This is a genomic window from Parasphingorhabdus sp. W113, assembly GCF_055693205.1.
Genome location: NZ_CM146328.1, coordinates 3,522,727 through 3,543,729, shown reverse-complemented (window position 1 = coordinate 3,543,729; position 21,003 = coordinate 3,522,727). Strand labels below are relative to the sequence as shown.

Sequence of the window (21,003 nt, the reverse complement as noted above, 5' to 3'; positions counted from 1 at the left end):
TCGGGAGATATCATGGCAGAAACGACCGCAGAACAGCCGCTTTCAGGCATCAGGGTTGTCGAATTCTCGACCATGATCACCGCCTCGCTGGCGACGATGATGTTCGCCCAACAAGGCGCCGATGTGATCAAAGTCGAACCGCCGGGGATTGGCGATCCGATGCGCTGGCTGGGCAGCCAGAAAGCCGGTATCTCGGGCCTGTTCAACAATTGCAACCGCGCCAAACGGTCGATCACGCTCGACCTCAAGGATCCGGACGGGGTGGCCGCCGCCCGCGCGCTGTGCCTCGATGCGGATGTTGTCATCCACAATTATCGGCCCGGCGTGATGCAGCGTCTGGGTCTCGACAGCGCGTCCCTGCGCGCCGAGAAGCCGGACCTGATCTATTGCGCGATTACCGGCTTTGGCCGCGAAGGGCCGCTCTCCGATCGCCCGGCTTATGACCATGTCATGCAGGCCATGGCCGGCTTTACCAAGGTCCAGGGCCATCCCGACAGCTTTGCCTATATGAAAACACTGATCTGCGACAAGGTCACCGCCTATACCGCGGCCCAGGCGATTACCGCTGCGCTATTTGCCCGGGAACGCAACGGCAACGGCCAGCATATCGACCTGTCAATGCTGGCCAGTTGCCTCGCCTTCCTGTGGCCGGACGGCGGCATGCATATCACCCTGATGGATGAAGACGTGACCCATGGCGCGCCCTTTGCCGACTATTATCAGCTGCCGCTCAAGACCACCGACGGCGCTATATCTTATGCCGCGATGAGCGACGAGCATTGGGACGCCGTGTTCGACATGGTCGGGCGGCCGGACCTGAAAAGCGAAGAAAAATATAAAGGCCTGGCCAATCGCAGCCTGCATATGGCGGAACTGGCGGCGGTTGTGGCGGCGGAAGAGCCGCGGCACAATACCGAAAACATGCTCGCTGGCCTCACCGCACAGGATGTGCCCGCCGCCCAATGTCTGTCGCTCGAAGAGCTCAAATCGCACGACCATCTGTTGGCCATCGCTGCGTTCGAGCAGCAGGATCACCCGATCCTGGGCGCAATCGATATGGTTGCCGCGCCCGCCTATCTCAACGGAAAGAAATTGCCGCCCGCCGGCCCCAGCCCGGCTTTGGGACAACATACCGACGCGATCCTCGCGGAAATTGGACAGAAGGAATGAACCGAACATGATGGAACAGGCCCAGGATTTTCTCGATGAAAGCGAAGCGATCCACGCGCTGGTCAAGGATTTGTCCGATGAACAGATGGAACAGGAAACCGGCTTCAAGCAGTGGACGATCAACGCCATCATCCGCCACCTGCATATCTGGAACATGGCCGCTTACTGGTCGCTGACCGAACCGGAGCAGTTTCACGGCTTTTTCAAGCAGGCCATGGCCGGCATGAAGGGGCAAAGCTCGATGCGCTTCTTTGAATCGGACTATCTCGACGGTCTGTCGGGCCAGCCGCTGGTTGCCACCTGGCGGGATTTCTACCAGAAAATGGCTCCGGAATTTGGTGCCGCCGATCCGGCCATGCGTGTCGAATGGGCCGGGCCGTCGATGAGCGTGCGGTCATCGATCACCGCGCGGCTGATGGAAAACTGGTCCCATGCCCAGGCGATTTACGACGTGCTGGGGATTCAGCGCACCAATCAGGACCGCATCCGGAATATCGTGATGATCGGACTCAACACCTATGGCTGGACCTTCAAGGTCAATGGCGAGGAAGCGCCCGAGCCGGTTCCCTATCTCAAGCTGACAGCGCCGTCCGGGGCAAGCTGGGACTATGGCGATGCCAGCGATGTCGAGCGGATCGAGGGCCTCGCAGAGGAATTTTGCCAAGTCGTCACCCAGACCCGCAATATTGCGGATACCGGTCTGAAAGTGACCGGTCCCAATGCCACTCGGTGGATGGCGATCGCGCAATGTTTTGCCGGCGGCGCCGAGAAACCACCCGCGCCAGGGACGCGTTCTATCGAAATCGTGTAAAAATTCAGTAGCTGTCTATCTTGCGGATCATCGGAATCCAGCTATGCTCCTAGAAAAAATAGGAGAGAATCTGATGAGCTGGCACATGGCCGATATCTGGGAAAATATAGCCCAGGCGATTCCTGAAAAACCGGCGCTGATCGATGGCGACAAGCGCTATAGCTGGGCCGAATATGAAAACCGCGCCGCGCGGGTTGCGCAGGTGCTGACCGATCACGGCTTGGAGGCGGGATCCAAGATCGCCATCTATGCCTATAATTGCGCGGAATATATGGAAGCACAATTCGGGGCGTTCAAAGCGCGTATCTGCCCGGTCAATGTCAATTATCGCTATCTCGAAGCCGAGCTGACCCATGTGATCAATAATAGCGATAGCGAGGCTCTGGTCTTCCACGCCGAATTCGCGCCGCGGGTTGCAGCGATCCGCGATCAGCTCGAGCATGTGAAACTGTTCCTCGAAATTGCCGACGGTTCCGGGGAGCATCTGGAGGGCGCGGTCGACTATGAAACCGCCGTAGCCGCCGCCAGCCCGATGCCAGTGATACCGCGATCGGATGACGATCTCTACATGCTGTATACCGGCGGCACGACCGGGATGCCCAAGGGCGTGATGTATGATCACAAGACCTTTTCCAGCGCCTTGTTCACCAAGGGCTTTGAAATGCGCGAAATGAGCCTGCCCGAAGGCGCGGCCGGCTTTGGCCCGCTGACCCAGGCCTTGCACGCGGCGGGCGCCGCCAGCCGGTCGATCCCGGCCTGCCCGATCATGCACGGCACCGGCATGTGGATCGGCGCGATGATCCCCCACGCGCTGGGTGGCTGCGTCATCCTGTTCAATAATCGCCATTTTGATCCCGCGGCGCTGTGGGACCTCGCTGAAAAGGAAAAAGCCACCGACCTCACCATTGTCGGCGACGTGTTTGCCAAACCGATGCTGGCCGCACTAAACGACGCCAAGGCAGCGGGCAAAAGCTATGATTTATCAGCGCTGCAGATGATGGGCTCTTCCGGTGTGATGTGGTCCTCCGAAGTCAAGAAAGGCCTGCTCGAGCATATTGAAATGGTGATTGTCGACAGCATGGGCTCGACCGAAGGCAGCATGGGCGCGTCCATGGTGACCCGTGAAAATGTGAACGCCGACAAGACCGCCAGCTTCGACATGGCCGACACCACCAAGATTCTCACCGAAGATGGCGAAGAAATTCAGCCGGGATCCGGTGATATCGGGATGATCTGCAACGGCGGAATGGTCCCGCTGGGCTATTATAAGGACGAGGAAAAAAGCGCTGCGACGTTCAAGACGTTTAACGGCGTCCGCTATTCCATTCCGGGCGATTTCGCGACCGTCGAAGCCGATGGCTCGGTGACCCTGCTTGGGCGCGGATCGGTCTGTATCAATAGCGGCGGCGAAAAGATTTTCCCGGAAGAGGTCGAGGAAGCGCTGAAGACCCATGACAGTGTCTATGACTGCTTGGTGGTCGGCGTGCCGGATGATCGTTTCGGTGAGAAAGTGACTGCTGTGCTGTCGCTCGCGGATGGTGCTCTTGATGACAGCGCCCTGCAGGCGCATGTCCGCGGCAAGCTGGCCGACTATAAAACACCGCGCGCGTTCCTGCCGGTCGATACCGTGCCTCGCGCAGCCAATGGCAAACCGGACTATAAAAGCGCCAAGGCGATGGCCTTGAAAATGCTGGATCTGCAGCCGGCCTGATACCAGACAGCTGGACCCGGCCGCGCTTTGCGTTCAGGGGGTCCAGTCAAATTCGCGATAATAGCGAGGCAGGAACAGTTTCTTGCCCTTGATCGCTGATGTCAGCAGTGGGCCGGTCACCCCGAAAGGCAAAGCGCTGGCGCCTTTATCGGGGCCCAAAGGCAGCAATATCAGAGGTTTAGGCCAGGGCTTGTAAGGCCTGATGGCGGTCATGGCTTTGCCGCGCAAGCGCGCCTTGATCGCCTTGCCCAGCCAGCCGACCTGGCGAGTCAATCCAACAATTGTCATGCTGTCGCCGGTCTCGGCCATATCGCCAACAACGAACAGATCGGGATTGTCGGTCGGGCGCAGCCAGTCATCCACGGTGACTTTGCCTTGATCATTGACCGTGACACCATCACAGCTCTGGATCACATCAGTGACCGGCTGTGCCCCGATCACCGGAATCACGAGATCGGCGCTGATCGGAAATCCGTCCGCCAGTTTCAACTTTCCGCTGGTCGGGACATAAGGTTGATCGGTGCGTTTGAGCTTCCTGATCCGTTCGCCCAGCCGCAACTTGACCCCAAGCTCGCCCAGCTGGCGCTGAATCGCCTTGCCCAATTTGGGAGGATAGTCCGGAAACAAATGGTCGCTCGCGGACAGCAAGGTCACCTGCTTTTCCGGATGGGCAAAAGCAATTTCCCCCGCCAATTCCGTCCCGACAGCGCCCGCGCCGACAATCGCCAGCGCCTTGGCTTTGCCGATTTGCGTGGCGACCCGTCGGGCCTTGGTCAGAAAGGCTGCGCTGTCGTCGCCCTGCATTTTAAACGGCGCGGCATAGCTGGAACCCGTCGCGACGATCAGCATGTCGCCAGCCATTTCGGTCCCATCGGTCAGGGTCACGGTGGTCCCGTGGATCGCGGTTGCCCGGTCCCGGATAACCCTGCCCTGTTTCAGCAACCGATCATAAGGCAGGACAATTTCGTCCAGCAATTCCGGTCGCGCCATCGCCCGGATCAGGGCGACATTGTGAACCCAACGGTCGCGCGGTTCGATCAGCGTGACCGACCCATGGTCGTCCAGCGCCCGCGCCAGCATGGTCCCGGCATATCCGCCGCCGATTATGGTGATTGTCTTGCGCATGTCCTGCCCCCCGCTCTCCCGCGAACCTAAGCGGTTGACAGCCGGATGGAAACAGCAATTGCGACAGAAGACGTTGACGCGCCCGCCAGAATATCGCCATGTCCTGTCGATGCGCGTGCAGTTGATCCATAATCCGGCGTCGGGGACCCACCATGCCTTGCGGCTGGATGTCCTCGCCCAGGCCTTTGAAGCCTGCGGTGCCACGGTCGTTCAGAGCCAGACCCAATCCGACGGCCGGGTGGCGCTCGCGCATGACAGCAACCTGATTTGCGTCGCGGGCGGCGATGGCACATTGCGGCTGGTCCTCGCAGCGATGGCCGATGACATGGCATCGGTTCCGCTCTGCATCTTCCCGTCGGGCACGGTGAATCTGGTCGCTCGCGAACTGGGCTATCCCGCAGATCCGGAACGGTTTGCCAGCCAGGTCATGTCGGGATATTTGGCGGGTGCGGCAGGCCGGTTTGAAGAACCCGTCGTCACCAGCGACGATCGCCCGTTCGTCGCCTGCCTCAGCGCCGGCCCGGATGGCATAGCGGTGGCGCGCCACTCGCCCGCATTGAAACGGAAAACAGGTGCATTTGCCTATGCCCTGTCCTTTTTGCGCCTTTTCTGGCGCTGGCCACGGCGCCGTTTTCTGCTGACGGTGCAAACCCGCAGCGGCGGGTCAAAACAGCAGCTCTGCGAGGCTTTTTATATTCTCAAAAGCCGTCAATTTGCCGGTTCCTGGTCGCTCTCGCCGGATGCCGCGCTGGGATCCGATCATTTCATTCTGATCAGCCTGACCCAGGCCAGTCGAAGCCGCTATCTGCGATTCATGCTGGCCGTGGCGCGGCGCAAAGACCCGGCGGCCCTGCCCTTTGTTGAACAGACACGCGCCGATTCCCTGACGATCGATTCCCTCGACGGATCGAATAATATTGAATTATTTCAGGTGGATGGTGACACAGTCGACGAAATACCGAACCGCATCAGCATGTCCGGCTATACGGTCAGCTACTGCCTGCCGGTGGACGATTAGACCCGTCAGGCCGCCCGGCAATGGGCCGCGATCATTTCCACCATCAGCGGTAATTTACTTGGTGGCAGGTCATGCCCCATGCCTTCGACCAGCTCGAGACGGGCCTCATTGACATTGGCCGCAATATCGGCGCCGCACGGATGCGGAATAAGCGGGTCTTCGACACCGTGGATCACCATCGTCGGCACCGCAATTCGTCGGGCCACCGCCCGCAGATCGCCAGTCTCGATAATCGCCGCCATGTGGCGGCGTGGCCCGGGGGGATAGAAACAGCGGTCAAGCGCGGTTTGCAGCAAGGCCTTGCGTTCTTCCTGCCGGTTGCGGCCTTCTTCCGATGCGATAATTGTCGAGAAGGCCATGCCGTTGACCAAGGCCTCATCGGGTGTTCGTGCGCGCGATCGGGCCGATCGGATCAGCGCCTTGCGCACCGCCGGTTCCGCGCCGGGCAAGCCGGGGCCGTTGGTTGATGACATGACCGGCGTGAAACTCAGCACCCGTTCGGCATGGTCTGCGGCGATCAGCTGCCCGATCATCCCGCCCATCGACGCCCCGACGATATGGGCCTTGTCGATATTCAGCGCGTCGAGCACGCCAATCGCATCTTTCGCCATATCGCTGAGATCATAAGGGGCGAGTTTCCGGCTGGGGAAGAACCGCTTGGCGAACAGCTGCCGCAGCGGCCCGGGCGCGTCTGCATTGTCAAACTTGTGCGACAAACCGACATCGCGATTGTCAAAGGTGATGACGCGAAAGCCGCTATCGACTAGCCCGTTGACGAAATCGAGCGGCCAGTAGACCAGCTGGGCGGAGAAGCCCATGACCAGCAGGATGGCCGGGTTTTCGGCATCCCCATGATCTTCGATTTCAATATTAATGCCGTTGGCGATGACTTGCATGATAGGGACCTGTTGCGCGAAAAGGGTTGATCGGATCGCTCAAACCCTAGCAGGACTGCCCTTGCGCACAAGATGAATCAGGGCTCCGGAAACCCGAGTGGCGCACCGGTCGGCACCTCCGCCGCCTGCGCCATTACGGCATCGCTGGCAGCGACAAGCGCGCCAAGCTTCGCAACCTGATTGGCATCATTGACCACGGCCACCACATTCAGCGTCGGCGAGACCTTGATCACCTGGGCCGACAGCGCTTCGATCTGGACGCCATATGTCCCGTAAGGCACGCTTTCAAAGAGGAAAAAGCCGTCAAACTCGCTCTGCGTCTTGCGCACCACGCGCCCCTTGTTATCGAGCAATTCCAGCCCGACACCCGCCAGTGGCGTGCCACCGGAGCGGATCAGCGTGCCTTCGACTTCTCCGGCGCTGACCAGTGGCAGTTCGACCGTCGACGCAATACCTGGCCGCGGCGTTACCACGATGCCCGGCAGCGCGGGCTGAACATAGGGATCAGACAGGCTGCTGCTGTCAATGCCGATCAGCACCGGCCGGAACGGCTCGAGATTGTCGATGATCGACTGTCCGCTGGCATCGGTCGGCGTCAGCGCAGTGGTCTGGCCGGCGGTCAGTTCGACATTTTCCACCACTTCCTCGTCCGGCTGGCGTTTGCCATCGCGGTTTTCGTCCCGATAGACGATCGCCAGCGCTTGTCCGCTATTGGCTAACTTATTGTTAGAAAAGCGAATCTTTCCATTGCGTGGATCGGGTCCCAGACTGAAGGCGAGATTCAGCCCCGCGGCGATCGAGCCATCGGTGGCGGCTTCGGCGCTGGCCGTCAGTGAAAATCTGTCAAAGCGCCGGATCAGGCCCATGCCAATCCGGCCGCGATCCAGTTCGGCATCATAGCCCAATTCCGCGCGCCAGTCAGCGCGGTCCCCGGCGCGCCATTCGCCGGTGAAATTAACCCTTTGGAAACGTTTTTCGGGCGCAACCTGATAGGTTGCCTCGCCGCGCAACCGGACTTTTCCGACCCGGCCATTGGCCAATAGCCGCGCCTCGGCCCGATCTGGCGGATCGGGACCAAAATCGCTGAACCGCTTTTCCCAACTCAACTCGCTGGTTAGAGAAAAACGTCTTAAATTCAATGATGTACGGCCCGTGACTTCGAGCGATCGCCGGCCATCCGTCCGGGTTTCATATTGCGCGTCAATATGGAAGGGCATGATCTTGCTGCCCAGCTTGAAATTATGATCGATCGAGATGCTGTGGCGCCCATTCACCCGTTCGGCGATCCGGTCCGAGCGAAATCCGCCTTGCGCCCATATCGATTCCGCGGTGATGAAGCTGCTGCCCAGGCGTCCGAGCAGCTGACCGCGAAAAGCGGTTCCATTTTCGAAATCGGAAGACCCGGTGAGCTCCACCAGGGTGGGGCCAACCGCACGGCGTACCGATGCTTCGAGATAATTGCGCCGAATTCCATCGAGTTGCAGACTGAACAAGGAGGCCGACACCGCGGTTTTGGCGTTCAGGCCGCGCTCGAGGCCGAAACCGCCGCGCCAGCCCGCCTGGCGGATCGGTTCAAAATCGCTGAAACTGATCAGATCCTTGCCGGTTTGCTGTCCACCCGCCCAATAATAGGTTTTCCGCGGCGGGATCGAGTCCAGGCCGACAGGCACATCCTTGACGTCCCTACGAATCTGGCCCTGCGGACCGTAAAGCACCACTTCAAACCGGTTTTGGCCGTAAAGCAGCGGGATATCGATAAATTCGTAGCGACCATCGGCGCGATTATCGGCAAAGGCGAGCAGCTGGCCATTGCGATACAGTTCGGCGTCCCAGCCGGCTGGCAATTCACCGCGAAAACTGGTGCGATCAAAACTGTCCGGGCGGTCTACCGGCCGATTGGTGACCAGCGCGCCCCGGCCCACCGTGCTTTGCGAGACCAGAGGTGTCGAAATGGTCGAAATATCGCCCAGCGCGAAATGCGTGGCCTTGAGCGGCCCGAGCAACTCTCCCTTCGGATCCGTCCGATAGGCCCGCACCCGCAGACTTTCGGGAATCGCACTGTCATCCGATGACAGGCGCGCATCAAACGACGCCTTGCCAATCTCTCCAGAGGCAAACAGCTCGTAGCGGGCATCGAGTTTCTGGCCGGAACGCTGGTCTCGCAAGCCACCTGCGGACACCACGACATCGACCGAAGGGGTGCGCCAGAACTTGTACGGTTCGGTCGATTGCGGCAGCGAGGACAGATCGAAATTCTTGCGAGGCCGGATCTTGGCGGCGCGCTCCTTGCGCTCCAGCGCCTGCTGGAACGGCAGCTTGCGGTCGGATTCAATCACCAGCAACGCGTTGGACAGATCCGGGCGCAACGCGATATCGAACCAGCGCGACAGGCTGTCGACGTTGACGCACCAGCCTTCCGGCGTGTCGTAAATGTCCCGGGATTGCAGCTTTTTCCGGTCGTTCACCTTTTGTACCGTAGCACTGTCCCGGTCGATCACCAGGCTTTCACGCTCGGCAAACACCCAGCCAGTTGCGCGGCGCGACTTTTTGTCTAACCGGATTGGTACATCAAAGGCCATGATCACATCGGCAAAGTCGACGCAGACACCGCGATCGGTCTGATAGCCGCGAATGCCGTCACCGAGGCGATATTTGCCGGACCGCAAATCAAACAGCAGGGCATCATCATCATTGGCCGTCCAGCTGGTCGCAGACGCTGCCGTCGAAGTCTGCGCCTGTGCGGCAGGCACCAGAAACGCCGAAGCCGCCGAGATCAGCATGATCCCCGCGGCCCGGGTCAGCGTTTTCAGGCGCTGACAAATGATGTTTTCTGGTTCTGTCATCTTGTCATATCTGGCTTCTTAACGGCGTGAAGTCAGAGCAAGTTATTGTTAAACAGTCTTATCTAAGAACCATTTGAGTCTTGGTGATCAAGCCGCCGCCGACATTGTCGGGCTCATAATATTCCACCGACAGAGCGCCTTTCAGCTGTGCGGCAATTTCCGGCGGGATCGGCAGAGCAACCGAGCGCTGCGAGACTTCGGGGTAAACGGCAATGCCCCGGGCGACCAGAATCGGCTCGGATTGGCCCTGTTTGAGGACCCGGATCTCGCCATAGGTTGATCGGTCTCCGGTCCGGCTAAGATCGAAGGCAAACGCCTGGCCATTATCATCGGTTTCGACTCGCGCATTGGCAATGCCAGCGGTGGCCTGCAAATTGCCCTGACGAATGATAACCGGAATGGTTACACCATAAATGGGCGTAAGCGCGATGGTCAGGCCGCCATTCGGATTGCTCTGTTCGGTGACCGCTTGCGCTTTGGGGATTGCGCGAAACAGCAAATGGGCGCGATATTCACCGTCCGGCAGATCGCGTGGTGGGCGAATACCCAGGCGAATGGCCTGCGGTTGATTGGGTGGCAGAGTCACGCGGCGCGGCGCATAACGAATCATGGCTTTCGCGGCTTGCTCTTGGGCATTGGCTTCCTCGTCGGTGACCTCATCGAGCTTGCCCTCGGGCGTCATCCGGCGCAATTCGAGGGAGATCCGGTAAGTAGCTGTTTCTGAACCAATATTATTCAGAATTACTTCGGTACCGCGCTGACCGTCCAGAACGATCCGGGTCGGCGCCACGAGCAGATCGCCTGCGGCCTGGGCGGCTGTTCCGGGCAATCCCAAGGCGATTATACCAAGAGCAAGGCCCGTCCAGTTTCTGGTCTTTCTGGTCAGGCGTTTTGCAGCACTCATTATCATTGTCTTCTCCGGTTAATACGCATTCCGGATAATGCGCTGGTCCACGCATATCCCCACAGGAAACACTATGCCGAAAGAGGGTTACCAAAGCGCTAACCATAGCAAATTTGGGCCGGTTTCCAGGGATGCGACTCGGTGTCATGACTTCACAACGGATCGCCAAAACGCAGAAAACCCGCCTGCAACCGACGCTGCAGACGGGCTTTCCGCTATGTCGTCAGATGGCCGCTGGGACCACCCGGATCGCTATCACTGATAGTTGACGGTAACGTCAAACGTACCGGCATAAGCACCATCAGGCTGGTTAGCACCAACCGTCAATACACCACCAACGGTGAAGGCATCGGTACCGTCCAGAAGGATGGTGGTGACGCTAGGAGCCAGAGTTGCGGTCATGTTGTTGCCGCCGCTGTTCAGCGTAACCGTAGCATCCGAAGATACGTCTACGGTCTGACCGGTCGTGCCGGAGACAGCAAAAGCAGCTGCAGTCGTCGTACCCGAGCAGACCAGAGCGGCGCCACAGGTCACGGCACCAGCGGAGCTGACCGAAACGGTGTCTGAAGAAGCGCCGGAAATGATCGTTGCAAAGTCAAGATCGGTGGAGTTGGTCACGGTAACCTGCTGCAGGATGTTGGCCCGTGCGTCGGCAGAAGCGGTCGCAGCGTGAGCGGCATTGGCACCCATTGCAGACGCAACAAGCACGGAAGAAGCCACAGCGGCTTTGATAAATTTAGACATATGTTCTGGTCCCTATATATTACTACTTAACAGTCGAAAGAGCATCCCGAGCGCAATCACCAAACCCACTGGTCATTGCTGGTATGCCAACATTCAAAAATGCTTATCCACGGGAAAGGATAAGGTTTTGCTGCCAGTCATAGTTAATTTTGCCTTAAGATATTAAGACATTGTTTTATAAGTGTTTTTAGCGGGCCATTCGATCAGGCGGCAACTAGATATGCTCACCGGTCAAGCGCTGGCAGATCAGATCGAGCTGGTCGAGATTGCTATAGTCTATCGTCATCGACCCCGCGCCCCCTTGCCCATGGGTCTGAATCGTCACCTTCAATCCAAGCAGATCCCCGAGATGGTTTTCGACCGCCCGGATGTCGGCATCGTTCTCGGTCACCGCAGATCGGCGCTTCGCCGTCTTGCGGCCCGGGCCGCCGAGGGCCTTGCGGACGAGCTTCTCGGTGTCGCGCACCGATAGCCCCTGTTTGACGATCCGTTCAGCGAGCTCTTCGCTTTCAGGCGCATTGATGAGGGCGCGGGCATGGCCCATGGATAGTTTGTCATCGCTGACCAACGCCCGCACGGGCTCCGGCAGTTCCAGCAGACGGATCAAATTCGCGATATGGCTCCGCGATTTTCCGACCAGGTCGGCCAGTTTCGACTGGCTATGGCCAAAATCTTCCTTCAGCTTGGCATAGGCCTCGGCTTCCTCAATCGCGTTGAGGTCCCGACGCTGAACATTCTCGACAATCGCTATCTCAAGGGTTTCCGCATCGTTCAAGCTGCGGACAATGGCCGGAATCTGGTGCAAGCGCGCCCGTTGGGCCGCGCGCCAGCGCCGTTCGCCAGCGACAATCTGAAAATTCTTGCCATGCGGCCGCACGACAATTGGCTGAATCACGCCGCGGGCTTTCATGCTGTCCGCCAGTTCATCGAGCGCATCGGTATCAAAATGCTGGCGTGGCTGATCGGGATTCGGCCGAATATCAGAAATCGCGACCAGACGCAGACCATCAACCGGACTATCTGCGCCGCTAACCACTCCATCTCCAGGCGGCGATTCTTCTATCGATTCTTCGCGGCGGATATCACCAAAGAGCGAATTTAATCCACGCCCCAGCCCCGTCGGCTTCTTGCTGGCCTTTTTCGGCGTCTGGGTTTCATCCTTGTCAGCCATTATGCCGCCACCTTTCGCTCAGGCAGACGGGAGATCAGTTCCCGCGCCAGATTTATATAGGCCTCGGATCCGCTGCAGCGATGATCATAGATCAGCGCCGGCAAGCCATGGCTGGGTGCCTCGGAAAGCCTGACATTCCGCGGAATGACGGTTTCAAAGACGACATCCCCAAGGCAGGCCCGCACGTCATCCGATACCTGCTCGGTCAGTTTATTGCGGCGATCATACATGGTCAATACAACGCCCATGACCGACAGCACCCGATTAAACCGAGCGCGAATACGTTCCACGGTTTGCAACAGCTGACTGAGCCCCTCAAGCGCGAAAAACTCGCATTGCAAGGGAACCAGCAGCGATTCCACCGCCACCATCGCATTGAGCGTCAGCAATCCCAAAGAGGGCGGACAATCGATCAGACAAATATCCCACTGTCCTTCGTCACCGGCATCAATCGCCCGCTTCAGACGATGGGTGCGCTCCTCAAATTCGACAAGCTCCACTTCAGCACCGGACAGATCGACCGTGGCCGGCACGACATCAAGCCCAGGCACGCGGGTGGTCAGAACACAGTCCTTAAGCGGGGTTTCCGACACCAGAAGATCATAGCTACTATGCACCCGAACCGCCTGATTCAAGCCGAGTCCGGTCGACGCATTGCCCTGGGGATCGAGGTCAATTAACAGGACTTTCCAGCCACTGGCGGCCAAGGCTGTGGCCATGTTGATAGCTGTTGTCGTCTTGCCGACACCGCCCTTTTGATTGGCTATTGCTATCCGAATCATAATTCGAAGACCCTTTGCATCATCACCGCAAAACCAGGGTTTCAACCCAATCCGATTAAAATTCCGGCATCGGTATCGGTCAAACTCTGTTCCACGTGAAACATTTTTTGCTTTTCTGCCGGCAAGCTCTTCATCTCCCTTACCGCATTTTTCCCTTTTGGTAAGAGCCAAACCGTCTTTTCTGTGGAAAACCGGTGCGAAAGTGCCAAAAGTCTGTCGAGCGGAGCAAAGGCGCGCGCGCTGATCACATCAACAGGAAGCGTCGGAATTTTTTCAAGGCGATCGCCAAATATCACGGCATTCCCTGCAATGCCGGCTTTTTCCACGACCGACTGCAGAAATTCTACACGGCGGTTTCGCGATTCCACCATATGGACTTTGAACGAACTCAATATCGCAATCACGATACCGGGAAAGCCAGCACCCGTTCCCAGGTCCAGCCAGACCTTGTCCTGCTGCTCCTTGGGGGCGTGCAAAAGAAGCTGGGCGCTATCGACAACATGGCGGGCCCAGATATGGTCCGCGCTGGCGCGCGAGATCAGATTCTGCCGTTGCATCTCTTCGGCCAGCAGCGCCAGAAAAAGCTCCAGCTGGGCCCATGTTTCACGCGAAACATCGCAGTGGCTGCGCAACCATGTTTGCGCTTCTTCTTCCGTCACGCAGCGATGGTCCCGGTTCCGAGGCGCCGCGCATGGACCAGTATTGCCGCCAGGGCAGCCGGTGTCACCCCGCGCACCCGCGCCGCTGCCGCCAGCGATTCCGGACGCGCGCTATTGAGCCGTTCGACCATCTCGTTCGACAGACCGGCTATCGCGGCATAATCAATCGCGTCACCCAGAGCGATCTTCTCATTCGCTCGCAATTCGCGGAGCTCCGATTCCTGGCGTTCGAGATAAGGCGCATAGCGCGCATCCTCTTCAATCTCGGCCACGATGTCGGCATCATAGTCCGCAAAGCTGGGATCCACAGACTGCAGATCAGCAATGGCAATGTTGGGAAAGCGCAGCCAGTCAAACAGAGATTGCTTGGTCCCGTCGCGACGGACATTGATCCCCGCATCAGCCAGTGTTTCGCTTGAAGAGACGGTCTGCAATTGTTGCAACAGCGCAGACCGATCCGCGTCGCGCTGGGTAAACCATCGGCTGCGCTTTTCGCCGAGGCAGCCCCATTGTTGCGCCACCGGCGACAGCCTTGTGGTCGCATTGTCGGCTCTCAGACGCAGACGATATTCCGCCCGGGCCGTCAGCATCCGATAGGGCTCGGTTACCCCTTGCAGGATCAGATCATCGATCATCACCGCCATATAGCTGGTACCGCGATCGAGCTCCGGGGCAGCCCGTCTCTGTATTGCACAGGCCGCGCCCATCCCAGCGATCAGGCCCTGAGCCGCCGCTTCTTCATAACCGGTCGTGCCATTAATCTGCCCCGCACAGTAGAGACCCTCAAGATCCCGGACCATCAAGTTACGATCCAGCGCGCGCGGATCAATATGATCATATTCCACCGCATAACCTGGTACGACAATTTCAGCCTGCGACAGACCTTCCATCGTACGAACAAAGTCCAGCTGCACATCGGTTGGCAATGAGGTGCTGATACCATTGGGATAGACCAGAGCCGTATCAAGACCCTCGGGTTCGAGAAATACCTGGTGGGAATCGCGATCCGCAAACCGGTGAATCTTGTCTTCGATTGACGGACAGTAACGTGGCCCCTGCGCATCAATGGCCCCGCTAAACAGCGGTGACCGGTCGAGCGAGGCGCGAATAATATCATGGGTTGCCGGAGTGGTCCGGCTCACTGCACAGAAAGTCTGCGGGACGGTGCGTCGCTCGGATAGGGCTGACATCGTCCACGTACCACCATCAGATGGTTGTTCAGGCAAAGCAGCCCAGTCAATCGTCCGCCCGTCTATCCGAGGTGGTGTCCCTGTTTTCAGGCGGGCGATCGGCAAGCCAGCATCACGAATTTGCTGGCCGAGCGAAACCGCACTGGCTTCCCCGGTGCGGCCGCCAGCCACCGCCTCTTCCCCGCGAAACAATTTGCCATTGAGAAATGTCCCGGTGGCCAGAACAACCGCCGCTGCTGATATTATGGTGTCATCGACCATTCGGATTCCGCGCACCGACCGATCGACGATAACCAGCGAAGCGACTTCGCCTTCGACAATCGACAAATTCTTCTGTGCGTCGAGCATCTCGTGGATCGCTGCTTTATACAGCTTGCGATCCGCCTGCACCCGCGGCCCTTGCACTGCTGCACCCTTGGACAGATTCAGCATGCGATAGTGAATCGCCGCAGCGTCGGCCGCGCGGCCGATCAATCCATCAAAAGCGTCGACTTCGCGGACGAGATGGCCCTTGCCCAGCCCGCCAATCGCGGGATTGCAGGACATTGCGCCAATGCCATCTTTGGTGAAACTCACCAGTGCCGTGCGCACGCCCATCCGTGCCGCAACCGCAGCCGCCTCGCAGCCGGCATGGCCGCCGCCCACAACTATCAGATCAAAATCTTGAGTCATGCCGCGCCCATACCGCAACCCCCGGTCGAGGTCAAAATGATCCGGCATCGATTCGGCTGTTCCACGTGAAACATCTGTCGATCATTTGCCGATACAGAATTTTCCAAACAGGCTGTCGAGCATATCCTCCGTACTCGCGGTTCCGGTTAACGCATCGAGCGCCGCGCGCGTCAAACGCAATTGCTCGGCGATAATCAGATAATCATCTGTTTCACCGACAGCATCCAATTGCGCCAGCGCGGCCTTCAAATGACCGGCTTGTCGTTCGTTGACACTGGTTTCATCAGCGCGCGGCAGGATCGTCCGTGCACGCTCTACCAGCAAAGCCGTCAAGGTCTCCATCCCCTCTCCGGTCGTCGGCGACAGGGTCAGAGCCGCTCCGCTCTTCGGTTGATGGTCGGGATGATCCAGCCGGGACGCAATTTCCAGCACATGGGGATGGTCTGGCCCCTCGCCTTCTGCGCCCAGCCACAAAATCATGTCCGCTTGCGCAAACTGATTCCGCGCCCGACCAATACCAATCCGTTCAATCTCCTCGGCCCCTTCATCACGAACGCCGGCAGTGTCGACAAACACAAAGGGAATGCCGTTAATTGCCACCGGGACCTCGATCACATCGCGCGTCGTTCCGGCGGTCGCGGACACGATAGCGGCTTCACGCTCGACCATTGCGTTAAGCAAAGTCGATTTGCCGCTATTGGGTGGACCGCCGAGCACAATCCTGATGCCATCGCGCAGCTTTTCTGCCCGCGGTCGCGCCAGAATGGCTTGGACCTCCCCGCACAGATCGGCGGCAATGCCGCGAACCTCGTCCAGCTTGGCTGGAACCACATCATCTTCGTCAGAGAAATCCAGTTCGGCTTCGACAATTGCTGACAGGCGCAAAATCTGTGCCTGCCATTGGGCGATCTGGCGCGACAAGCGGCCACCAGCCACTTGGATCGCGGCCTGACGCTGCAATTCGGTTTCGGCAAATAGCAGGTCCGACAGACCCTCCGCCTCGGCCAGGTCCATTCGGCCATGGGCAAAAGCCCGGCGGGTGAATTCGCCAGGCTCCGCCTCGCGCAGGCCGTCTTGCGCAATTAATGCGCGCTCGATCGCCCGCACCACCGCCCGACCACCATGGCAATGAATTTCAGCCAGATCTTCGCCAGTCGCTGTATTGGGTCCCGGGAACCAGAGCAGTAACGCGCTATCCAGCAGGTCGCCGCTATCCGGGTCATGCAAATTGGCCAGACTGGCGCGCCGCGGCTTCGGCAACGCGCCGTTCAGCAGCCGGATCGCATCCCCGGCGCGCGGCCCGCTGATACGCACGATCGCAATCGCTGCTGGTGGCTGTCCACTGGACAATGCGACAATCGTATCAGGAGCGGACATGCGCTGGAATTCACACTAAATTATTGTTTTTCAATCTTTTTCTTGGTCGAAGACTTGCCATTCCCACCGGTCATCGCGCCGCCGAGAAAGGAGGAAAACATCTTCAGACCGGCTTCACCCATCGGGGCAATTATCTTGGTGAAATTCTGCAGCTGTTCGACCGAACTCGCGCCCTGGAGAAACTTGGACAATTCCTTGACATAGGTCTCGTTCAATTTTCCGACATCGGGCAATCCCATCATCCGACGTGCTTCTTCCGGCGTGCAGTCCAGTTCTACGGTTACTTTCATGATATCATTCCTCTTCTGCTGCCACCGCAAAGCTTCCCCCTTACGCTGCCAGATGTTGTTTCACCTTGCCTCCTCTGGATATGGGGATATTGTCCGGTAATAATCAAGGGATGATATGAAGGAGCCCCCCAATGAGTGGAAATATATCCGTGGAAACCCTGAGCGGCAGCGAGTCCTTTGATTGCTATGTGGCGCGACCGGATCAGGCTCCGACCGCTGCGATTATCGTGATTCAGGAAATTTTCGGCGTCAATGATGGCATCAAGCGGAAATGCGACAAGCTGGCGGCCGAAGGCTATCTTGCGGTCGCGCCGGATCTGTTCTGGCGGTTGCAACCGGGTGTGTCGCTCGATCCCGATGTTGAATACGAATTTCATCAAGCGCTTGAATTAATGGGTAAATTTGATCAGGATCAAGGGATAAGAGATATTGAAGCAGCGATTCATTACGCCCGCGCCGAAACCAATGGCGGCAAGGTCGGCTGTGTCGGCTATTGCCTCGGCGGCCGGCTTGCCTTCATGGCCGCGGCCCGCACCGACGTGAATGCATCGGTGGGCTATTATGGTGTCGGCATTGACGGCTTGCTCGGCGAGAAAAACGCCATTGCCCATCCCGTGATGCTGCACATTCCAACCGCAGACGGTTTTGTCGACGCCAACACCCAAAAGGCCATGCATGACGGTCTTGATGACCATCCCAAGGTCCATTTGCACGATTATGAGGGTCTCGATCACGGCTTTGCGACCGAATTTGGCAAACGCCGCGACGAAGCCGCAGCGACGCTGGCCGATCAACGAACAGCGGCCTTTTTCGAGGAGAATCTCGCATGACCGCGCAAGAAAATCTGAAGGTCTGGCATGCCCGTATGGAAACCAAGAGCCACGAAGAGCTGAGCGCCCAGCTGGCTGATGACGCGGTTTTCCATTCGCCCGTCGTCCACACCCCGCAAGCGGGCAAACCGCTGGTCATGGCCTATCTCACCGCCGCCGATAATGTGCTCGGCAATGATAGCTTCCGCTATGTCCGGGAGATTGTCGACGACAAGGCCAATATGGCGATGCTCGAATTTGAGCTCCAGCTCGATGATATCCATGTCAACGGTGTCGATATTATCGCATGGAATGACGACGGTCTGATTCAGGACTTCAAGGTGATGATCCGGCCGATGAAAGCAATGAACAAAGTGTGGGATGAAATGGGCAAGATGCTGGAGAAAATGAAGGGTTAGTACCCTCCTGAATTACAGCTTAACCCATTATAATATTACGCTAAAATAGCGTCCAGACCCCGATTGTCTGTTCATCCCCAAACCAGCCGGAATAGATCATTTTGCCAGCCACATAGACGATCACCGCCAGGCCAAGATAGGCGATCCACTTATACCGTTCGATATATTTTGCGATGACGTTTGCCGCCAGGCCCATCAGCGCCACCGACAGCAGCAGCCCCACCACCAGGATTCCCGGATGCTCGCGGGCAGCCCCGGCCACGCCAAGGACATTGTCGAGGCTCATCGAGACATCGGCCGCAGTGACCGCCCAGACGGCACCCCAGAAGGTTTTCTGCGATTTTACGCCGCTATGTTCGTCTCCGGCAATCTCCGGCGATCCCTCGGATTCGCCTTCGTGGAAAATCTCGCGGTAAAAATTCCAGGCGACCCAGAGCAAGAGCAAACCGCCGGCCAGAACCAGTCCGACAATCTGCAGCAATTGCACGACGATCAGCGCGAACAGGATCCGCAACACCAGCGCCGCCCCGATCCCGATCAGGATCACCTTGCGGCGTTGATCCGCCGGCAAGCCGCCAGCGAGCGCGCCGACAACAATCGCATTGTCTGCCGCAAAAACCAGATCGATCAGAATGACTTGTCCAAAAGCGGCCAGGGCTTCCGGTGACCCGATATTGCTAAAATCATGCAGAATCGCGGCCCATATTTCGGACGGCGATCCCAACCCGGTCGGGGCTGCGGCAGACAGGATAGTAAGAAGATCAATCATGAGAATAAGGACGGTCCAAAATAGCTGATTTGGGGCATAGGATCATAAAATTCATGGAGCAAGTCGCGCCATTGCTGATAATCGGCCGACTGCCGAAAGCCGTCGCGATGGGCTTCCACCGTGTCCCAGACGACCAGCAACAGATAGTGATCGGGATGGTCAATCGCTGGATGGACCGCCAGCGATTGAAAACCGGATTGTCGTGCAATCACTGGCCGGGCTTCAGCCATCGCCTGGCGAAACGCGTCCGAACGGCCCGGTTTCACCTGCAACAAGGCCTGTTCGACAATCATTCCAGCCAGCTACAGGCTTACTGGTTCATGCTGTCGAAGAAATCGTCGTTGGTCTTCGAATCCTTCATCTTGTCGAGTAGGAATTCCATCGCATCGATTGTGCCCATTTGCATGAGGATCCGGCGCAGCACCCACATTTTCTTGAGCTTCTCGTCCTCGACCAGCAATTCCTCTTTGCGCGTGCCGGACTTGCCAACATCGAGCGATGGGAAAATGCGCTTGTCGGAGACTTTCCGGTCGAGCACAATTTCCGAGTTGCCGGTGCCCTTGAATTCCTCGAAAATAACCTCGTCCATGCGACTGCCGGTGTCGATCAGCGCGGTTGCAATGATCGATAGCGACCCGCCTTCCTCAATATTACGCGCCGCGCCGAAAAAGCGTTTCGGGCGTTGCAACGCATTGGCATCGACACCACCGGTCAGCACCTTGCCGGAGCTCGGAACAACAGTGTTATAGGCCCGGCCAAGACGCGTGATCGAGTCCAGCAGGATCACCACATCATGTTTGTGCTCCACCAAACGTTTGGCTTTTTCAATAACCATTTCAGCAACTTGCACGTGGCGGGTGGCGGGTTCATCGAAGGTTGAACTGATCACCTCGCCCTTTACCGAGCGCTGCATGTCGGTCACTTCTTCCGGCCGCTCGTCGATAAGCAGGACCAAAAGATAGACTTCCGGATGGTTGTCGGTAATCGCCTTGGCGATATTTTGCAGCAGCACGGTTTTACCGGTCCGTGGTGGCGCCACGATCAGCGCCCGCTGGCCTTTGCCCTGTGGCGAGATAATATCGATCACCCGCGCGGACTTGTCTTTCACGGTCGGGTCGAGGCTGTCGAGTTTCAGCTTCTCGTCCGGATAAAGCGGAGTCAGGTTATCGAAATTGACCCGGTGACGCACCGCATCCGGTTCGTCAAAATTGATCGCGGTCAGCTTGGTCAGTGCAAAATAGCGCTCGCCATCGCGGGGCGCGCGAATTTCACCCTCTACCGTATCGCCGGTGCGAAGGCCGAATTTGCGAACCTGATTGGGCGACACGTAAATATCGTCAGGACCTGCGAGATAATTGGCTTCCGGCGAACGCAGAAAACCGAACCCGTCAGGCAGCACTTCGATCGTGCCCAGCCCCATGATCAGTTCGTCATTGTCCGCCAGTTCCTTGAGGATCGCGAACATGAGATCCTGTTTGCGCAGGGTAGAGGCTCCCTCGACGCCCAATTCTTCAGCCATGGAGACCAGATCAGCAGGCGATTTTTCTTTTAATTCTTTTAAATGCATGGAATTTTATCCAAAAATGTCAGGAAGTTATATTTTGTTTTTGCATGTGCGCGGCGTGTGCGCCGTCAAATGTTCA

20 protein-coding genes are annotated in these 21,003 nt (G+C 58.1%); 6 read left to right on the top strand and 14 right to left on the bottom strand.

Annotated elements, in window-relative coordinates; genetic code table 11:
- The first annotated feature begins 12 nt into the window (after positions 1–12).
- The 3 genes from ACZ1GS_RS17250 to ACZ1GS_RS17240 all read left to right on the top strand — a co-directional run bounded on the left by ACZ1GS_RS17250 (position 13) and on the right by ACZ1GS_RS17240 (position 3,692).
- Positions 13–1,170 carry a CaiB/BaiF CoA transferase family protein gene (locus tag ACZ1GS_RS17250; RefSeq protein ID WP_472696393.1) on the top strand — a complete coding sequence of 386 codons (1,158 nt, stop codon included), beginning with the start codon at positions 13–15 and terminating at the stop codon, positions 1,168–1,170.
- Between the two features lie 7 nt (positions 1,171–1,177).
- Positions 1,178–1,981, top strand: a complete 804-nt coding sequence (locus tag ACZ1GS_RS17245; protein ID WP_472696392.1) for a TIGR03084 family metal-binding protein — start codon at positions 1,178–1,180, stop codon at positions 1,979–1,981.
- A 73-nt stretch (positions 1,982–2,054) separates the two neighbouring features.
- Positions 2,055–3,692, top strand: a complete 1,638-nt coding sequence (locus ACZ1GS_RS17240; RefSeq protein WP_472696391.1) for an acyl-CoA synthetase — start codon at positions 2,055–2,057, stop codon at positions 3,690–3,692.
- A gap of 33 nt (positions 3,693–3,725) precedes the next feature.
- Here the strand turns inward: ACZ1GS_RS17240 and ACZ1GS_RS17235 are convergent, their stop codons facing one another.
- Entirely contained in the window at positions 3,726–4,817 is a 1,092-nt protein-coding gene (locus tag ACZ1GS_RS17235) for an NAD(P)/FAD-dependent oxidoreductase (RefSeq protein ID WP_472696390.1), read from the bottom strand.
- 58 nt (positions 4,818–4,875) lie between these two features.
- Here ACZ1GS_RS17235 and ACZ1GS_RS17230 point away from each other — a divergent pair, with 58 nt between their 5' ends.
- Positions 4,876–5,835: a diacylglycerol/lipid kinase family protein gene (locus tag ACZ1GS_RS17230; RefSeq protein WP_472696389.1), complete on the top strand. Its 960-nt coding sequence runs from the start codon at positions 4,876–4,878 to the stop codon at positions 5,833–5,835.
- A gap of 5 nt (positions 5,836–5,840) precedes the next feature.
- Here ACZ1GS_RS17230 and ACZ1GS_RS17225 read toward each other — a convergent pair whose 3' ends face one another.
- The 10 genes from ACZ1GS_RS17225 to ACZ1GS_RS17180 all read right to left on the bottom strand — a co-directional run bounded on the left by ACZ1GS_RS17225 (position 5,841) and on the right by ACZ1GS_RS17180 (position 17,363).
- Positions 5,841–6,731, bottom strand: a complete 891-nt coding sequence (locus ACZ1GS_RS17225) for an alpha/beta fold hydrolase (RefSeq protein ID WP_472696388.1) — start codon at positions 6,729–6,731, stop codon at positions 5,841–5,843.
- Between the two features lie 77 nt (positions 6,732–6,808).
- Positions 6,809–9,574: an MSCRAMM family protein gene (locus tag ACZ1GS_RS17220; RefSeq protein WP_472696387.1), complete on the bottom strand. Its 2,766-nt coding sequence runs from the start codon at positions 9,572–9,574 to the stop codon at positions 6,809–6,811.
- A 58-nt stretch (positions 9,575–9,632) separates the two neighbouring features.
- Positions 9,633–10,478 carry a fimbrial biogenesis chaperone gene (locus ACZ1GS_RS17215; RefSeq protein WP_472696386.1) on the bottom strand — a complete coding sequence of 282 codons (846 nt, stop codon included), beginning with the start codon at positions 10,476–10,478 and terminating at the stop codon, positions 9,633–9,635.
- 255 nt (positions 10,479–10,733) lie between these two features.
- On the bottom strand, positions 10,734–11,222 hold the full coding sequence (locus tag ACZ1GS_RS17210) for a DUF4402 domain-containing protein (protein ID WP_472696385.1): 489 nt from the start codon (positions 11,220–11,222) through the stop codon (positions 10,734–10,736).
- Between the two features lie 214 nt (positions 11,223–11,436).
- Positions 11,437–12,393: a ParB/RepB/Spo0J family partition protein gene (locus ACZ1GS_RS17205; protein ID WP_472696384.1), complete on the bottom strand. Its 957-nt coding sequence runs from the start codon at positions 12,391–12,393 to the stop codon at positions 11,437–11,439.
- Positions 12,393–13,175: a ParA family protein gene (locus ACZ1GS_RS17200; protein ID WP_472696383.1), complete on the bottom strand. Its 783-nt coding sequence runs from the start codon at positions 13,173–13,175 to the stop codon at positions 12,393–12,395. Before ACZ1GS_RS17200 ends, ACZ1GS_RS17205 begins: the two co-directional genes overlap by 1 nt.
- A 41-nt stretch (positions 13,176–13,216) precedes the next feature.
- Positions 13,217–13,834, bottom strand: a complete 618-nt coding sequence (gene rsmG, locus ACZ1GS_RS17195) for a 16S rRNA (guanine(527)-N(7))-methyltransferase RsmG (protein WP_472696382.1) — start codon at positions 13,832–13,834, stop codon at positions 13,217–13,219.
- Positions 13,831–15,696 (bottom strand): tRNA uridine-5-carboxymethylaminomethyl(34) synthesis enzyme MnmG, encoded by a 1,866-nt coding sequence (gene mnmG, locus ACZ1GS_RS17190; RefSeq protein ID WP_472696381.1) that lies wholly within the window; start codon positions 15,694–15,696, stop codon positions 13,831–13,833. Before mnmG ends, rsmG begins: the two co-directional genes overlap by 4 nt.
- A gap of 81 nt (positions 15,697–15,777) precedes the next feature.
- Positions 15,778–17,073: a tRNA uridine-5-carboxymethylaminomethyl(34) synthesis GTPase MnmE gene (mnmE, locus tag ACZ1GS_RS17185; RefSeq protein ID WP_472696380.1), complete on the bottom strand. Its 1,296-nt coding sequence runs from the start codon at positions 17,071–17,073 to the stop codon at positions 15,778–15,780.
- A 20-nt stretch (positions 17,074–17,093) separates the two neighbouring features.
- Complete coding sequence (locus ACZ1GS_RS17180; protein WP_472696379.1) at positions 17,094–17,363, bottom strand: DUF6489 family protein; 270 nt, start codon at positions 17,361–17,363, stop codon at positions 17,094–17,096.
- A 131-nt stretch (positions 17,364–17,494) separates the two neighbouring features.
- Between ACZ1GS_RS17180 and ACZ1GS_RS17175 the strand changes: the two genes are divergently transcribed.
- The gene (locus ACZ1GS_RS17175) at positions 17,495–18,193 is read left to right on the top strand and encodes a dienelactone hydrolase family protein (protein WP_472696378.1); all 699 of its coding nucleotides are present in this window, start codon (positions 17,495–17,497) and stop codon (positions 18,191–18,193) included.
- The gene (locus ACZ1GS_RS17170; RefSeq protein WP_472696377.1) at positions 18,190–18,591 is read left to right on the top strand and encodes a nuclear transport factor 2-like protein; all 402 of its coding nucleotides are present in this window, start codon (positions 18,190–18,192) and stop codon (positions 18,589–18,591) included. Before ACZ1GS_RS17175 ends, ACZ1GS_RS17170 begins: the two co-directional genes overlap by 4 nt.
- 40 nt (positions 18,592–18,631) lie before the next feature.
- On the opposite strand, the gene ACZ1GS_RS17165 is transcribed toward ACZ1GS_RS17170, so the two are convergent.
- The 3 genes from ACZ1GS_RS17165 to rho are packed head-to-tail and all read right to left on the bottom strand — an operon-like array spanning position 18,632 to position 20,927.
- Positions 18,632–19,360: a TerC family protein gene (locus ACZ1GS_RS17165; RefSeq protein WP_472696376.1), complete on the bottom strand. Its 729-nt coding sequence runs from the start codon at positions 19,358–19,360 to the stop codon at positions 18,632–18,634.
- Positions 19,357–19,653 carry an antibiotic biosynthesis monooxygenase family protein gene (locus ACZ1GS_RS17160; RefSeq protein ID WP_472696375.1) on the bottom strand — a complete coding sequence of 99 codons (297 nt, stop codon included), beginning with the start codon at positions 19,651–19,653 and terminating at the stop codon, positions 19,357–19,359. The genes ACZ1GS_RS17165 and ACZ1GS_RS17160 overlap by 4 nt, the downstream gene beginning before the upstream one ends.
- A gap of 17 nt (positions 19,654–19,670) precedes the next feature.
- The gene (gene rho / locus ACZ1GS_RS17155) at positions 19,671–20,927 is read right to left on the bottom strand and encodes a transcription termination factor Rho (RefSeq protein WP_472696374.1); all 1,257 of its coding nucleotides are present in this window, start codon (positions 20,925–20,927) and stop codon (positions 19,671–19,673) included.
- Between the last annotated feature and the right edge of the window lie 76 nt (positions 20,928–21,003).